This is a genomic window from Rhizobium indigoferae (genome assembly GCF_034554815.1).
GTDB lineage: Bacteria > Pseudomonadota > Alphaproteobacteria > Rhizobiales > Rhizobiaceae > Rhizobium > Rhizobium leguminosarum.
The window spans coordinates 2669839-2684239 of record NZ_CP140635.1; the positions used below are offsets into that span (position 1 = coordinate 2669839).

15 protein-coding genes and 1 pseudogene are annotated in these 14401 nt (G+C 61.5%); 9 read left to right on the plus strand and 7 right to left on the minus strand.

The genetic code is table 11. The annotated features are described in order from the left end of the window. Nucleotide 1 precedes the first annotated feature (1 nt). Nucleotides 2–979 carry an ABC transporter substrate-binding protein gene (locus tag U5G49_RS13655; protein ID WP_193445651.1) on the minus strand — a complete coding sequence of 326 codons (978 nt, stop codon included), beginning with the start codon at nucleotides 977–979 and terminating at the stop codon, nucleotides 2–4. A 301-nt stretch (nucleotides 980–1280) separates the two neighbouring features. Between U5G49_RS13655 and U5G49_RS13660 the strand changes: the two genes are divergently transcribed. Together U5G49_RS13660 and U5G49_RS13665 are read left to right on the plus strand one after the other, a co-directional pair. Next, entirely contained in the window at nucleotides 1281–2339 is a 1059-nt protein-coding gene (locus U5G49_RS13660) for an aldo/keto reductase (RefSeq protein WP_018242758.1), read from the plus strand. 101 nt (nucleotides 2340–2440) lie between these two features. Then, on the plus strand, nucleotides 2441–3484 hold the full coding sequence (locus tag U5G49_RS13665) for a DUF2278 family protein (RefSeq protein ID WP_193445650.1): 1044 nt from the start codon (nucleotides 2441–2443) through the stop codon (nucleotides 3482–3484). Between the two features lie 27 nt (nucleotides 3485–3511). Here the strand turns inward: U5G49_RS13665 and U5G49_RS13670 are convergent, their stop codons facing one another. Beyond that, nucleotides 3512–4732: an aminotransferase-like domain-containing protein gene (locus tag U5G49_RS13670; RefSeq protein ID WP_193445649.1), complete on the minus strand. Its 1221-nt coding sequence runs from the start codon at nucleotides 4730–4732 to the stop codon at nucleotides 3512–3514. A 300-nt stretch (nucleotides 4733–5032) separates the two neighbouring features. Here U5G49_RS13670 and U5G49_RS13675 point away from each other — a divergent pair, with 300 nt between their 5' ends. From U5G49_RS13675 to U5G49_RS13695, 5 genes and pseudogenes are all read left to right on the plus strand, one after another. Further along, nucleotides 5033–6133 (plus strand): branched-chain amino acid aminotransferase, encoded by a 1101-nt coding sequence (locus U5G49_RS13675; protein ID WP_193445648.1) that lies wholly within the window; start codon nucleotides 5033–5035, stop codon nucleotides 6131–6133. Then, nucleotides 6109–6486: pseudogene (locus tag U5G49_RS13680) on the plus strand (PIN domain-containing protein); the annotation flags it as partial. The gene U5G49_RS13675 and the pseudogene U5G49_RS13680, both read left to right, overlap by 25 nt. A 122-nt stretch (nucleotides 6487–6608) precedes the next feature. Then, on the plus strand, nucleotides 6609–6860 hold the full coding sequence (locus U5G49_RS13685; protein ID WP_018242765.1) for a ribbon-helix-helix domain-containing protein: 252 nt from the start codon (nucleotides 6609–6611) through the stop codon (nucleotides 6858–6860). Then, nucleotides 6844–7179 carry a type II toxin-antitoxin system RelE/ParE family toxin gene (locus tag U5G49_RS13690; RefSeq protein WP_018242766.1) on the plus strand — a complete coding sequence of 112 codons (336 nt, stop codon included), beginning with the start codon at nucleotides 6844–6846 and terminating at the stop codon, nucleotides 7177–7179. The genes U5G49_RS13685 and U5G49_RS13690 overlap by 17 nt, the downstream gene beginning before the upstream one ends. After that, a complete protein-coding gene (locus U5G49_RS13695) occupies nucleotides 7169–7756 on the plus strand; it encodes a class I SAM-dependent methyltransferase (protein ID WP_193445647.1) in 588 nt (195 codons plus the stop codon). The genes U5G49_RS13690 and U5G49_RS13695 overlap by 11 nt, the downstream gene beginning before the upstream one ends. A 48-nt stretch (nucleotides 7757–7804) precedes the next feature. Here U5G49_RS13695 and ilvC read toward each other — a convergent pair whose 3' ends face one another. Beyond that, nucleotides 7805–8824 carry a ketol-acid reductoisomerase gene (ilvC, locus tag U5G49_RS13700; protein ID WP_026188461.1) on the minus strand — a complete coding sequence of 340 codons (1020 nt, stop codon included), beginning with the start codon at nucleotides 8822–8824 and terminating at the stop codon, nucleotides 7805–7807. Between the two features lie 49 nt (nucleotides 8825–8873). After that, on the minus strand, nucleotides 8874–9539 hold the full coding sequence (locus U5G49_RS13705) for a TetR/AcrR family transcriptional regulator (protein ID WP_183619152.1): 666 nt from the start codon (nucleotides 9537–9539) through the stop codon (nucleotides 8874–8876). A gap of 141 nt (nucleotides 9540–9680) precedes the next feature. Here U5G49_RS13705 and U5G49_RS13710 point away from each other — a divergent pair, with 141 nt between their 5' ends. Together U5G49_RS13710 and U5G49_RS13715 are read left to right on the plus strand one after the other, a co-directional pair. Continuing rightward, nucleotides 9681–10157 (plus strand): hypothetical protein, encoded by a 477-nt coding sequence (locus tag U5G49_RS13710; protein WP_183619154.1) that lies wholly within the window; start codon nucleotides 9681–9683, stop codon nucleotides 10155–10157. Between the two features lie 23 nt (nucleotides 10158–10180). Continuing rightward, nucleotides 10181–10546 carry a DUF4087 domain-containing protein gene (locus U5G49_RS13715; protein WP_193445646.1) on the plus strand — a complete coding sequence of 122 codons (366 nt, stop codon included), beginning with the start codon at nucleotides 10181–10183 and terminating at the stop codon, nucleotides 10544–10546. Nucleotides 10547–10557: 11 nt separating this feature from the next. Here U5G49_RS13715 and U5G49_RS13720 read toward each other — a convergent pair whose 3' ends face one another. The 3 genes from U5G49_RS13720 to U5G49_RS13730 all read right to left on the minus strand — a co-directional run bounded on the left by U5G49_RS13720 (nucleotide 10558) and on the right by U5G49_RS13730 (nucleotide 14381). Continuing rightward, a complete protein-coding gene (locus U5G49_RS13720) occupies nucleotides 10558–12240 on the minus strand; it encodes a hypothetical protein (RefSeq protein ID WP_193445645.1) in 1683 nt (560 codons plus the stop codon). Next, nucleotides 12240–13295 carry a glycosyltransferase family 2 protein gene (locus tag U5G49_RS13725; RefSeq protein ID WP_193445644.1) on the minus strand — a complete coding sequence of 352 codons (1056 nt, stop codon included), beginning with the start codon at nucleotides 13293–13295 and terminating at the stop codon, nucleotides 12240–12242. The genes U5G49_RS13720 and U5G49_RS13725 overlap by 1 nt, the downstream gene beginning before the upstream one ends. A gap of 177 nt (nucleotides 13296–13472) precedes the next feature. Continuing rightward, nucleotides 13473–14381, minus strand: coding sequence for an AraC family transcriptional regulator (locus U5G49_RS13730; protein WP_130729226.1), 909 nt, complete (start codon nucleotides 14379–14381; stop codon nucleotides 13473–13475). Nucleotides 14382–14401 lie beyond the last annotated feature (20 nt).

A 14401-nucleotide genomic window follows, 5' to 3' on the forward strand; every position in this document is an offset into this window, starting at 1 on the left:
ATCAGTTCGAGCCGTAGATGCCCGAGAAGGTCTTGAGATCCTGATCGGTATTCTTCAGAGCGTCTGCGGCCTTGATCGGCAGGACCTTGATGGTGTCGCGCGCGGGGAAGCTTTCCGGCAGCTTCATGCCGTTGCGGGCCGGGATGTAGCCGAGCTTCAGGAAGCCTTCCTGGCCCTTTTCGGAGAGCACGTAATCGACGAATTTCTTGGCGGCATCGGCGTTCTTGGTGCTGGCAAGGATACCGACCGGCTCGGTGACGGCCGAAACGCCTTCGCTCGGGAACGCGAATTCGACCGGCGCGCCCTTGGCCTTCTCGCGGATCGGCAGGTAGTCGACGACCATACCGTAGGCCTTTTCGCCCGAGGCGACGGACTTCAGCACGGCGCCGTTGCCGCCGGCCGCGATCGCACCGTTTTCGGCAAGCGACTTGTAGAAGTCCCAACCGAGGCCGGGAACGGCGGCAAGCGTCTGGGCGTGGATCAGGGCCGCACCCGAGGCAAGCGGGCTCGGCATGGTGACGAGGCCCTTGGCTTCCGGCTTCGTCAGGTCCTTCCAGCTCGCAGGCTTCATCGCGGCCGAGGTGTTATAGATGATGCCGGTGGTGATCAGCTTGGTCGAGTAGTAATAGCCGTCGGTGTCATAAAGGGCGGCGTCGTATTGGGCAGCTTCTGGCGACTTGTAGGCCAGGAGCTTGCCGTCTTCCTTCAGGCGCTCCAGCGTCACCACGTCGGCGATGAGGAGGACGTCGGCGACCGGGTTGCCGGCCTGGATCTCGGCCTGGAGCTTCGCCATGATCTTCGGCGTGCCGTCGCGCACCCAGTCGACCTTGATATCGGGATTGGCGGCCATGAAGCCGTCGACCGTCGCCTGCGCGTCCTCGTTCGGCTGGCTAGTATAGAGAACGAGGTTTGCGGCCGAAGCCGGAATGGCAAAGAGGCTCGCAGCGACAAGTGCTGCGGCGGAAACGATCGTTTTCATGGGAAGGATCCTCGATTTCGATACCCCTCCCTTATTAGGGGTCGTTGACAGAGATGTGACAGCGCGCCGCAGCCCACCGGGCCCCGGTTTCACAACCCTCGTTGATGTCCACCGGCTGTGCCCACAATCGGGGCGATCGCCTTTCCCGCAATCTCGCCGGCGTTGTCTTCAACCCTGTGAAAGAGGCGATCATCTGGTATCCTCGCGCGCAAGCGATCTCACACAGGCGTGAACACCCGGCGATTTGCCATTGCCGGGCTTTGCGCTACGTCACTCACGTTTCGATGAAGGAGGAATTTCAATGGAATATCGTCTACTCGGCCGTTCCGGCCTGAAGATTTCGACTTTGACCATGGGCACGATGACCTTCGGAGGCGTCGGCTGGGCGAAGACCGTCGGCGACCTCGGCGTCTCCGAGGCCCGCAAGATGATCGATATATGCATCGATGCCGGCATCAACCTCATCGACACCGCCAATGCCTATTCAGCGGGTGAATGCGAAAACATCATCGGCGATGTGCTCTCCGGCAAGCGGCCGCAGGGCGTGCTGCTCGCCACCAAAGCCCGCTTCGGCATGGGCGACGGCCCGAACGACCAGGGCCTGTCGCGCTACCACCTGATCCGCGAATGCGAGGCGAGCCTCAAGCGTCTGAAGACCGATGTCATCGACCTTTACCAGGTGCATGAATGGGACGGCCAGACGCCGCTGGAAGAGACGATGGAAGCGCTCGACACCCTGATCAGGCAGGGCAAGGTGCGTTACGTCGGCTGCTCAAATTATTCCGGCTGGCACATCATGAAAGCGCTCGGCATCGCCAAAGATCACAGGTACCAACGCTTCGTCAGCCAGCAGATCCATTATACGCTGGAAGCGCGCGACGCCGAATACGAGCTGTTGCCGATCTCGATCGACCAGGGCCTCGGCGTACTGGTCTGGAGCCCGCTCGCCGGCGGTCTGCTGTCCGGCAAGCATCGCCGCAACCAGGCAGCGCCAGAAGGCACGCGCCAGTTCGCCGGTTGGACCGAACCGCCGATCCGTGATGAGAACCGCCTCTGGAACATCGTCGAGACACTGGTCGCGATCGGCGAAGAGCGCGGTGTCTCGGCCGCACAGGTGGCGCTCGCCTGGCTGATCGGCCGCAAGGCGGTCACCTCGGTCATCATCGGCGGCCGCACGGAAGCCCAGTTCCGCGACAACATCGCCGCCGCCGAGCTGAAACTCACGGACGAGGAGCGCAAGCGCCTCGACGCGGTCAGCCTGCCGCCAGTGATCTATCCCTATTGGCACCAGCTGAACACGGTTAGCGACCGGCTTGGTGAAGCCGATCTCGAGCTTTTCGGTCCGCATCTCCAGCAATAGCCGATCATGGATCAAGCATTGCACGGCGAAAGACAGACGTCACAAAAGATGCACTTTCGCCGTGTTATCGTAAAACCCCGCCACCCGCTGCGAGGTTCTCCATGCTGAAGAATTACAAGGTCCTGAAGGGTACGGCGAGCGCCCTTGCCCTCGACGACGACAACGATCCCCATATCGAAATCCGCATTGAGGCGAACGGCATCAGCTACCGTATCGCGCTCAACGTCCGCTCCAAGGAATCGCCGCACGACCTGCTCTACGCCAATATCGTCGACTTCAAGCATTCGTCGCTGACGGAGGCACTCGAGGCGCTGCCGATGGGCCTGACCGACATCCGCAAGGACCGTCCGGAGCTTGCCATCGATTATGTCCGCGGCGGGTTGATCGAGCGCGAGGACATGAATGTCGCGCCCTTCCAGCTCTCCGGGCTGAAGAACGACCTGCGTGACTTCATCGAGCCGATCGTCCAGGAAGGCATTGCCGATTCCGACGTGCATTTCTACGCCTTCGGCGAAGCCTGGGGTCCTGAGAACAACAAGCCGGACCAATATTTCCGTTTCGAGCCGGGCAACGGCATCCACGACATTCACATGAACCAGGGCGACGGCGGCAGCTTCAAGGCCACCAACGGGCCGAACCAGGACGGCGCCCTGCTCGTCCATTTCAACGATACCGACGAATGGGCGGCGATCTTCCTCTGCTTCCAGTCGCAGAACTGGAACACCGATGCGGCGACCGGCCATCCGGTTTCCGACAGTCGCGGCGGCCAGGGCCGCGGCGAAGGCACACGCCGGCCGCAGCCGATCGTAGCCTCGTCGTTGCGCATCGTCGCCGCGCTGATCAACCCGGTGAACGGTGAAGGCGGCACCGAGGCCGAAACAGTGACGATCATCAACCGCTCCGACATGCAGGCGTCGCTCGACGGCTGGAAGCTGGAGGACGAAAACGGCAGGACCCAGACGCTATCGGGGTCGTTGAGCGCGGGCGAGCTGCGCACCATAGCGCTCGATGCCGCAGCCGGCGGCCCGCAGCTTGCCAACAGGGGCGGCGACATCATCCTGCGCAATGCCGACGGCGCCGTAGCGGACCGGGTCGGCTACGGCAAGAGCGAGACGGCGAACGAAGGCTGGACGACGATCTTCTGATCGGCGCCCGCCCCTTGACAGCCTGGATCAGCCGCCGATTTCGGCTGAGATCAGCGCGCCCAAGCGGCCGATGCCGTCCTCGATCATCTGCTCGTTGGCGCAGGAGAAGCTGACGCGGAAGGTGTTGGCGCCGGAACCATCGGCGAAGAAAGCCTTGCCGGGCACGAAGGCGACCTTGGCGGTTTCGAGTGATTTCGCCAGCAGCTTGGCGCCGTCCATGCCCTCCGGCAGCGTAATCCAGATGAACATGCCGCCTTCCGGCTTCGTCCAACTGATGCCTTCAGGCATGTATTTTTCGAGTGCGGCCAGCATGCAGTCGCGGCGTTGGCTGTAGGCGGTTTTGATCTTGGCGACCTGCGCATCGAAGCCGCGCTCGGCGACATCTGATATCGCCATCTGGTTGATCGTCGAAGAATGCAGGTCGGCCGCCTGCTTCATCAGCACCAGCTTGCGGATGACGGGCGCATTGGCGACGATGAAGCCGACGCGAAGGCCGGGCGCCAGCGTCTTCGAGAAGCTGCCGCAATAGATCGTGCGCGTATCGTTGATATGGCCCTTCTCGGCGCTTTCGAGCGCCAGGATCGGCGGGATCGGATCGCCGTCGTAACGCAGCGACTGATAGGCCGCATCCTCGATGACGGCGATGTCGAGATCTTCCGCCAGCGCCAGGACCTTCTTGCGGCCATCAAGATCGACGGTTTCGCCGGTCGGATTGGAGAAGTCGGCGGAGAGATAGGCGAACTTCACTTTGCCGCCGGCAGCGGAAGCGGCCGCGCGGTAGGACTCGGGCGTCCGGTTGCCGTTCGGCGTCAGTTGGTCGTAGGCCGGTTCATAGGCGTTAAAGGCCTGCAGCGCGCCGAGATAGGTCGGCCATGTCACGAGCGCGGTGTCGTTTGGTGACAGGAAGAGCTTGCCGAGATAATCCAGGCCCTGCTGCGAACCGGAGACGATGAAGACATTGTCGAGTTCGCAAGGAATGCCGAGAGCAGCCATCTGCCCGACCAGCCATTCGCGCAGCGGCTTGTAGCCTTCGCTGACCGAATATTGCAGCGCCGAATTGACGGCGGCGCCGTCGAAGATATCGGCATAGGCCTGCTTGAACTCCCGATCCGGAAAGAGCGCCGGATCCGGAATGCCGCCGGCAAAGGAGATGATGTCGGGCCGGTCGAGAAGCTTCAGGAGTTCACGGATTTCGGATGCGCGCATGCGCGACGAGCGCGACGCAAACATGGTGTCCCAGTTCAGCATGGGGTTTCCTCGTATTTTCTATACCGTCGACAAACCATGCGGTGGAAATTATGTCAATAATGCTGACCTATTTTCTTATTATGGTGACAAGTTGGAAATCTTATATTCCAAAGCTTTGGTGCGAGATTGGCGAACGTCTTTGCGACGGCGCTCGATCCCGAATTTGCTGCTCGACGTCAGCCGCATCAAGTGATTATTCCTCGGGTCAAAGCCGAAACCGGCTGATTCAGACCTTTCCAAGACCAGCTCGGCGGCAGTAGTGTCGCCGCCACTATTCAATTTACTATCAAGGTGCCAGCAATGACCGTGACGTCGGCCTCTCCTGAAATCAAAATCGAACTCCACAAGTCTCCCGTCTCGGAAGCCGATCGCATCCAGGCACTGGAGACGCCCGGCTTCGGCAAGGTCTTCACGGATCATATGGTCCTGGCACGATGGACTGCCGACAAGGGCTGGCACGATGCTAAGGTTACGCCCAGGCGGCCCCTGGAGCTCGATCCTGCGAGCGCCGTGCTGCACTACGCTCAGGAAATCTTCGAGGGCATGAAAGCTTACAAGTCAGACGATGGCCGGATCCTGCTCTTTCGGCCTGAAGAGAACGCACGCCGCTTCGCGCAGTCGGCGACCCGCATGGCGATGCCTCCTGTGCCCGAAGAACTCTTCCTGAAAGCGGTCGAAGAACTGGTCCGCGTTGACAAGGCCTGGATTCCGTCCGGCGACGCCAGCCTGTACCTTCGCCCCTTCATGTTCGCCAATGAGGCGTTTCTCGGCGTTCGTCCGGCTCTGGAATATGTCTTCTGCATCATCGCCTCTCCGGTCGGCGCATACTTCAAGGGTGGCGCGAAGGCCGTCTCCCTTTGGGTCGAGACCGAATACACCCGTGCAGCCAGCGGCGGCACTGGCGCTGCAAAATGCGGCGGAAACTACGCAGCCAGCCTCGTGGCGCAAGCCGAGGCGTCGAAGAAGGGTTGCGATCAGGTCGTCTTCCTGGACGCCGCAGAGCATCGCTGGGTCGAAGAACTCGGCGGCATGAATGTCTTCTTCGTGATGAACGATGGATCAGTGGTGACCCCGCCCCTTGGCGGCACGATCCTGCCGGGCATCACCCGGGCCTCCGTGATCGTGCTCGCCGAAGAAAGGGGCTTGCGCGTCGAGCAGCGCCCCTACTCGTTCGCGGAATGGCAAGAAGACGCTGCCAGTGGCAGGCTCGTCGAAGCCTTCGCTTGCGGCACTGCCGCAGTCCTGGCGGGCATCGGCCTGGTTCGACATGCCGGCGGCGAGTTTCTGGTCGGAGACGGACAGACCGGCAAGTTGACCAGCGAACTGCGCCAGCAGCTCGTCAGTCTGCAGAAGGGCGTAACGAACGATGAGCACGGCTGGGCCCGCCTCATCCCGACCTGAACTCCAGACGTTCCACGCGAACGGCGGCGTCAACACCCACATGGTGGGCGCCGCTCTCCGCCTCGCCCGCAAAGTCGTCGGGCTGGCGATATATTCCGCGCGAGCTTTCCAAATGGCTGGCACGCGAAAAGGACGAAGAAGCCGTCGACAGCTTCATCGCCTATACCGCGACATGCATGGTTGTTTCGCTCGACACGACACTTGCCCGCCGTGCTGCCGAAATATCGGCAACTCATAAATTCGCCACTGTCGATGCGATCATTTATGCGACCGCGGAACGCCATGATGCCGATATCCTGACGTGCGACGCCCATTTCAAGGATCTCGAACGCGCCATCCCTATCGATAAAAAGACTTATCCTCATGTGACCCAAGCCCTCGACGGCGCAGCACAACGCTTCTATCACAAAATGGAAAATGGTAATCTGGCATCTGAAATGGCTGAAAACCGGCATGTGCGGGCGGCACGAATCCAATGGCGAAAATGACGATCTCGCTTCCGGATCATCTGGCGGAATACGTCGAAAATCGTGTCGCAAGCGGCAGATACAGCAGTGCCGGCGCATTCCTGGCGGAGCTCATTCTGAAGGATCAGCTCCATCACAAACTAGACGACGAAGAACTGCGCAACATCCTGAGGCAGGCTGAGGAAAGCGGCCCGAGCGATCGACGCATTCCCGACATCCTGTCGGAAACGAAGGCCAAGCTGCGTGACAACAACCTATAGGCTGACCCGAACCGCGGACGCCGTGCTATCAGGCATCGACGAATATGCTTGCCTCAACTTCGGCGAGGCGCAGGCAGACGCCTATCTTCTCGACTGGGACAGGATTTTCGTGCTTCTTTCCCACGCTCCCTCCATGGGAGAAGAGTGCGACGAACTCGGCGCTGGCCTTCGCCGGCTCCTCCACATGCGCCACGTCGCCTTCTACCGGGTGGCATCGGAAGGGATTGTCGTCATTGACATCATCGACGCGGACCGGCTTCCCGAAAAACATCTTCAATCCAACCGACGCCCGCGATCGGCCGAACAGCATGCCTCCTGACTGCACCTCCGCCTTCTACGAGGAAAATGCCGAGACGTATGTCAACCGGGCGCGCAGCCTGCCAAAGCAGCGGCTCGATGCCTTCCTCGCTGGCCTTGCACCCGGTGCGGCAATCCTCGAACTCGGCTGCGGCGGCGGGCAGGACAGCGCCTACATGCTGTCGCAGGGTTTCGACGTTATGCCGACGGATGGCTCGGCCAAGCTTGCAAGACAAGCGGAAGTTCTGATCGGCAGACCGGTCAGGGTCATGCTGTTCCAAGAGCTCGACGCCGACAGCGCCTTCGACGGTGTCTGGGCGCAGGCAAGCCTTCTCCACGTCCCGAGGCGCGAGTTGCCCGATGTCTTCGCCCGCATCCGGCGCGCCCTGAGGACAGGCGGCATCATTCATGCGACCTTCAAGGCAGGCGATGCGGAAGGCCATGACGGCTTTGGGCGGTATTACAACTATCCCTCCGCCGAATGGCTGTCGGAGCTTTTGACGAACGGCGGCTGGGGGAACATCGCCATCAGCGAGAGCGACGGCGGCGGCTATGACGGCAAGCCGACCCGCTGGCTGACCGTGAGCGCAGAACGGTAAAGGCCGGAGCTTTCGCCCCGGCCTCCAACCGCAGAATCTTGAAACCGCTTAGTTGACCGACTTGTCGACCAACTTGTTCTTGCCGATCCAGGGCATCATGCCGCGCAGTTTGGCGCCGACTTCCTCGATCTGGTGGCTGTCGTTCATGCGGCGGATGCCCTTGAAGCGCGAGCCGCCGGCACGGTATTCCTGCATCCAATCGGAAGTGAACTTGCCGGTCTGGATGTCCTTGAGCACGCGCTTCATCTCGGCCTTGGTCTCGGCGGTGATGATGCGCGGGCCGGAGACGTATTCGCCCCACTCGGCCGTGTTCGAGATCGAGTAGTTCATGTTGGCGATGCCGCCTTCATAGATCAGGTCGACGATCAGCTTCACCTCGTGCAGGCATTCGAAATAGGCCATTTCAGGCGCGTAGCCGGCTTCAACCAGCGTTTCGAAGCCAGCGCGGATGAGCTCGACCAGACCGCCGCAGAGAACGACCTGTTCGCCGAAGAGGTCGGTTTCGCATTCTTCGCGGAAGTTGGTTTCGATGATGCCCGAGCGACCGCCGCCGACGCCGCAGGCGTAGGAGAGCGCCAGTTCAAGCGCATTGCCGGACGCGTTCTGGTGAACGGCAACGAGGCAGGGAACGCCGCCGCCCTTCTGGTATTCGCCGCGAACCGTATGGCCCGGACCCTTCGGCGCGATCATGACGACGTCGAGCGATGCCTTCGGCTCGATGAGGCCGAAATGAACGTTGAGGCCGTGTGCAAAAGCGATCGCAGCGCCGTCGCGGATGTTGCCGGCGATGTCGGCCTTGTAGATGTCGGCCTGAAGTTCGTCAGGCGTAGCCATCATCAGGAGGTCACCCCATTTGGCAGCGTCGGCAACGGTCATGACCTTGAAGCCGTCGGCCTCTGCCTTCTTGATGGTCGGCGAGCCGGCCTTGAGAGCGATGACCACGTTTGCATGGCCGCTGTCCTTGAGGTTCAGCGCGTGCGCGCGACCCTGGGAGCCGTAGCCGACGATGACGACGTTCTTGGACTTGATGAGGTTGAGATCGGCATCACGATCGTAATAGACGCGCATTTGAAGTTCCTTCCCTTTGCTTGTCTTGTTGACTGTCATTAAAGCGGAATCAACCGAGAACCGGCATCTCCGCCAGAACCTTGTCCGTGCCATAAAGCCTGAGGAAGGCGGTGACCGCCCTCTCCGCCTGGCGCGCGGTATCCTTGAGGCCTGGCTCACCGAGCAGCATGCGCACATGCAGGTCGGAAACGATCAAGCCGTAAAGCGTGTGATAAGCCTCGTCGGCATCGGAAAAACGCAGGAGCCCTGCCCTCTTCCCGGCATCGATCAGCGCCATGGCGCGCCGGTCGATCTGGCGACGGCCGCGCTCGAGCAGCAGCTTGCCGAGCTTCGAGCCGTCACGGTTCGACTGGCCGATCGCCAACCGGTTCAGTGCCAGCGAGACGTCGCCGGCGAGCACCTCGAGCAGGTCACGCGCGAAAATGACGACATGGTCGTGCAGGCTCGCCGCCGTCAGCCGCTCTCCATTGCGCTCGAAGGTGCGCACCTTGCTCGCCTGATAGGCAATCATCGCCGATAGCAGACCGTCGCGATCGCCGAACCACTTGTAGAGGCTTTCCTTCGAGCAATTGGCGGCGCGCGCGACGCCCGAAGTCGTCAGCGCCTTCTCGCCTCCATCGACGAGCAATCGCAGCGCCTGCTCCAGAACGGCGTTCTGGCGCGGCGAAAATTCGCTCGGCTCTGCGGTATCGACAGACACGGTCATGACTCCCATATACGTACCGTACGGTACGGTTCGCGAGGTTTATGCGATAAACCGATCAGGTCGTCAAGAAGTCCAGATAGATTTTTTTAATACGGGAAACCGCGATGAAACACCAGAATTGGATAGGCGCGAATCCTCGGCGACCGCATAATGTCGCGCTATACCATTTGCCCGGAGGCTTCGATGTCACGCCTGTCTGCAGCTCTTCTGCTCGGAGCAATCCTCCTTGGCGGCTCAAGCGCTGTCGCGCAGTCCGACAGCGACGTCTATAACCGCATCGAGGAACTGCACGGCGATGCCGCAAGCTTCGACCGGCCGCTGCGCCAACTTGTTCGGGCGATGCGCTCAGGCGACGCCGAGACCATCGCCGGCCTTGCCGAATACCCGCTCACGGTCAAGGCCAACGGCGAGACCTACGACGTCGAGAACGCTGAGGATTTCATCGACAATTTCGACGATCTCGTGACGCCCGAGACCCGCCGCGCCGTCGGACGCCAGCAATACGAGGATCTCTTCGTCAACAGCGACGGCGTCATGATGGCCGGCGGCGCCGTTTGGATGGGCGCGGTCTGCGACGACACCGCCTGCGAGGCGAGCCATTGGGCGATCATCGCGATCAACAACTGAAACCTGGCGATGAGGGAAAGCCGATGAAATACCAGATAACAGCAGCAGTCATCACCGCAGCTCTCACGATCGCCGCAAACGCACAGGCCGCCGAAACGCGCTGCGGCTGGATTGAGAATCCGACGCCCGCCAACTGGTGGCTGGAGGATGCGGAGAACACCTGGACGATCATGACCCAGGGTGACGATGCCGGCGAGGTGGAAGGCATGGAGCTGATCTCCGACATCTCCGAACATGAGTATGTGAGAACCAACGGCAATTACGGCTACGCCTGCGCCTGCATGAGTGTGGAGACTGATGGCAAGGAGCGCATCACGAAAATCCTCTCCTTCCGCCAGCTAAAGCTCGCCAAATGCCGTGCCGACAAGGCGCTGAAATTTCCCGGCTGATGAGCCGCAGCTTATAACGCCGTGGCGCAACCTGCCGGGATGGCGAAAGGCTCTGCCGGCACCGCCTTGTCGATCGCGTAAAGCTTCGCGAAACCCGCATCTTCGACCTGCGTCAGGCCGGCCGGCATGACGGTGCCGACATAGCGGTCGGGAATATCGGCATTGGCGACGAGGACGAAATCGAATCGACTGCGCCAATCCGACAGATAGGGCGTGAAGTCTCGATATTGCTGCATCATTGTCGGGCATGAAAGCACACCAATCGACAGCAGATTGCCCTCGGGAACCGCGATCTCGGACCATGGCGACAGAACGGAAAGCGGCTGTTTGCCCTTTGCCGTGAAGAGCGTCGGAACGAAAGCATGCGAGAAGGGCACGGCAAGCGTCGGCAGGTGCCGGAAAGTATCCAGTCCCCAGGCAAAATGCCGGTTGGAATGGGAAAGACCGTTCACCCTCTCGGGTTCGTGTCCCAAAGGCAGCACGGCGGCACCGGCCGGAACCCTTTTGAGCGCGGTCTCGAGGGCAGCAACGTCCTCCTGTGCCAGCCACCAGTTCCAGCCGACCCAGCCGGTGCGGCCGAAGACCGCGAGATTGATGACCAGCGCTAGCAGCAGCGCATGGCGGCGCGTGAGATTGGCAAAGGGGCACACCATCGCCATGGCGACCAGCGCCATCATGATCGGAAAGCGCCAACTGATCCATCCGGTGCCCAGCATGTGGCGCGGTGAAACACAGGAGAGCAGCAGCAGGCCGCAGGCGGCGACGGCAAGCCCCGCATGCATGCGGATATCGCCCGCACGTATGGCGCGTGTGCAGATGAGGATCAGCGGCAGAACCAGAACGACATCCACCACCGGGACATAGGTTGTGATGGCGGAGAGCAGATTCATGACGATCAGGACAACGTCGTCATTCCAGGCAAGCCCAAGGCCGTTGCCGCCGGCGTTGGGCAGAGCTGCCGTATGAAGGTAGAGCGCAAGCGGCGGCAGGACGCAGGCGCCAAGCGCCAACACCAACCGGCCGGCGAGCCTCATCAGACCCGCCTTCGATCGCACTATGTCGATGCGCCAGGAATATTCGAGGCCGCAGACGATCGCCATATAGAAGGCAAGCGCAAAGATGTGCATCACTGTCAGCAGCAGCGCGGCGGCGAGCCGCCAGGCAAAAAGCAGCGTGGGATTTCCGCCCTGCAGACGGAGATCGACGCAGGCAAAGCCGAGCGCCATGCCGAGGCCGATCTGGAAGTTGATGAAGCCGCCGATCATGGTGGCACACCAGCCGAGCGACAGCATCGCGGTCTGCCAGTGGTACCGGCCACCGAAAAGCGCGCGGTGCAGGCCGATCGCCCCGAGTGGCGGCAGCACGATCGCCAGGAAAAGCAAAGCCCGCGCAAGCCTGTCGGCGCCGACAAGCGGCCCCAGCCAGGTGGCCAGAACATCGATCCCGACATTGGTGAAGGTGCGGTTCCAATCGACCGCATAGATCTTGGGAAACGGTTGCTCGCCTATCCCGCCCGAAAGGAGCCAGATACGGGCGTAGTGATTGGCGTAATCGAGAACTGGCGGAAAAGGAAACAGGAGGACCAAAGCCGCGGCAAGCCCGACGAAAGCAACGATCGCAACGGTGGAATCCTGCCTGGCAATCAATTTCTCAGGCCCGGCAGCGGCCAAGGCAGGCACAGCAATCCGGTCCATTATCCGATCCGACCGCTCCTTTGCGACCGCGGCTCACCGGATGCAAAGGCCGCATCCAGCGCCGTGCGCCGGTCGCTGGCGCTCATCTCCGAGAAAGCGATCGACAGTTCTGCGTGTTCACTGCCGCGCACGATCGTCTCGACCATGAACATCGGCCGCTTCTTGCTCTCCTGTACCAGCCGGCCGAGATACTCGCCGATGATGCCGATGCAGATCAACTGGATGGCACTGAAGGCGCTGACCGCGGCCATGATCGACGACCAGCCGGTGACCGTTTCGCCTTCGAGCCAGCGAACGAAGGTGTAGATAAGCAAGGCGATCGCGACGCCGGCGCTCATCATGCCAAGCCATGTGCTGATGCGCAGCGGCGTCGTCGAAAAGCTGGTGATCGCATCCAGCGCGAAATTGATCATCTTGCGCAGCGGATATTTCGTCGTGCCGGCAAAACGGGCGTCGCGCTCGTAGGGAAGCGCCACCTGCCTGCCGCCGATCCAGCTGACCATGCCACGGATAAAGCGATCGCGCTCCGGCATCGCCAGCAGGATATCGACGACGCGACGGCGCATCAGCCGAAAATCACCGGTATCACGGGGGATGGTCACGGAAGCGAGCTTGGACAAAGCGCGATAGAAAAGCGAAGCGGAGGCGAGTTTGAACCAGGTTTCGCCCTGGCGGCGCGTGCGCTGGCCGTAAACGACGTCGGCGCCGCGCTCCATGATCGGTATCATCATCAAAAGCAGCTCAGGCGGATCTTGAAGATCGGCATCGATCAAAAGCACGCGCTCGCCCCGCGACGCGGAAAGACCAGCCGTCGACGCCAACTGGTGGCCGTGATTGCGCAGAAGACGTATACCGAGCACCTGCGGCACATCAGCCGCCAGACTGGAAATGATCTCCCAGGTGCGGTCGGACGAGCCGTCGTCGACGAGAATGAGCTCGAAGGCGTCGCCGGCAACGCTGTGAGCAGCGGCCGCGGCGCGGCGGCAGAACTCGCGCAGGCCCTCTTCCTCGTTATGACAAGGCGCGACGATGGAAAGAAATGGTATTTGCGTCATGCGGACATCGGCGCCTGCTTGATGGTGGCGCCAGACTAGCGACGAAAGGTCAAACATCCTTTAACGATTGGATGCCTGTCGCAGGGCTATCCTGTCCGCAGCCAGCGGGAAGTCGCTTTGCTTCGACCGATCGGACGACAAATCTCGACAATACATGGCTTCCAGACGCCCGCCGCGCTACTCCGCCGCCATGATGTCGCGAGCGCCGTCGACATCGCGAGCCGGCGAGGCGCCGTAGAGGCGGCTGTATTCGCGGCTGAACTGCGACGGGCTTTGGTAACCGACGCGGTGGCCGGCCGTGCCCGCATCGAGGCGCTCCACGAGCATCAGACGGCGCGCCTCGTGCAGTCGAAGCTGCTTCTGATACTGCACCGGCGTCATCGCCGTGACCGACTTGAAGTGATGATGGAAAGACGACACGCTCATGCTGACGCGCTCGGCAAGGTCTTCGATGCGCAGTGGCCGCGCGAAATTCTCCTTCAGCCATGCGACGGCGCGCGCAACCCTATTGCTGTGGCTGTCTGCAGTGGCGATGTTGATCAGCCGCGCGCCATCCGGCCCGGTCAGCACCCGGTAGAGGATTTCCTGTTCGATCAGCGGCGCCATGGCAGGAATGTCGCCTGGACGATCGAGCAAGCGCAACAGGCGGACGGCAGCATCCAGGAGCTCAGGCGGAGCGACGTTCACCGCCATCCCGCGCTGCCCGTCGGTATCGGCGGCTGGGCGCGGAATATCGATGCGGCTGAGCAACTCCAGCAGCTTTTCGGAATCGATTGCCAGCCCCATGCAGAGATGCGGAACCTCAGGGCTCGCCTCCGTGACGCGCCAGGCGACCGGCAGATCGAGCGAGGTCAGCAGATAGTCGCCAGTCCCATAGCTGATAAGTTCCGCGCCGAGGCGTAGGCTCTTGGCCCCCTGCAGGACAAAGGCAAAACAGGGCCGATAGCTGCTGTGCAGCGGATCGCTGGGCTTGGACCGACGGCTGATGTGAAGATTGCCGATATCAGTCGCGAACTCGCCGTCACCGGTCGCGAAGCGCATCGCGATATCGACAATTTCCTGATAGGGGCTGAAGGGCAAGGTCATGCGGCAACTCTTTCTGTCAA

Excerpts from the sequence above, each read along its gene's own strand:
- U5G49_RS13655 (WP_193445651.1), bottom strand. The coding sequence starts at position 979 with ATGAAAACGATCGTTTCCGCCGCAGCACTTGTCGCTGCGAGCCTCTTT.
- U5G49_RS13660 (WP_018242758.1), top strand. The coding sequence starts at position 1,281 with ATGGAATATCGTCTACTCGGCCGTTCCGGCCTGAAGATTTCGACTTTG.
- U5G49_RS13665 (WP_193445650.1), top strand. The coding sequence starts at position 2,441 with ATGCTGAAGAATTACAAGGTCCTGAAGGGTACGGCGAGCGCCCTTGCC.
- U5G49_RS13670 (WP_193445649.1), bottom strand. The coding sequence starts at position 4,732 with ATGCTGAACTGGGACACCATGTTTGCGTCGCGCTCGTCGCGCATGCGC.
- U5G49_RS13675 (WP_193445648.1), top strand. The coding sequence starts at position 5,033 with ATGACCGTGACGTCGGCCTCTCCTGAAATCAAAATCGAACTCCACAAG.
- U5G49_RS13685 (WP_018242765.1), top strand. The coding sequence starts at position 6,609 with ATGGCGAAAATGACGATCTCGCTTCCGGATCATCTGGCGGAATACGTC.
- U5G49_RS13695 (WP_193445647.1), top strand. The coding sequence starts at position 7,169 with ATGCCTCCTGACTGCACCTCCGCCTTCTACGAGGAAAATGCCGAGACG.
- ilvC (WP_026188461.1), bottom strand. The coding sequence starts at position 8,824 with ATGCGCGTCTATTACGATCGTGATGCCGATCTCAACCTCATCAAGTCC.
- U5G49_RS13705 (WP_183619152.1), bottom strand. The coding sequence starts at position 9,539 with ATGGGAGTCATGACCGTGTCTGTCGATACCGCAGAGCCGAGCGAATTT.
- U5G49_RS13710 (WP_183619154.1), top strand. The coding sequence starts at position 9,681 with ATGTCGCGCTATACCATTTGCCCGGAGGCTTCGATGTCACGCCTGTCT.
- U5G49_RS13715 (WP_193445646.1), top strand. The coding sequence starts at position 10,181 with ATGAAATACCAGATAACAGCAGCAGTCATCACCGCAGCTCTCACGATC.
- U5G49_RS13720 (WP_193445645.1), bottom strand. The coding sequence starts at position 12,240 with ATGGACCGGATTGCTGTGCCTGCCTTGGCCGCTGCCGGGCCTGAGAAA.
- U5G49_RS13725 (WP_193445644.1), bottom strand. The coding sequence starts at position 13,295 with ATGACGCAAATACCATTTCTTTCCATCGTCGCGCCTTGTCATAACGAG.
- U5G49_RS13730 (WP_130729226.1), bottom strand. The coding sequence starts at position 14,381 with ATGACCTTGCCCTTCAGCCCCTATCAGGAAATTGTCGATATCGCGATG.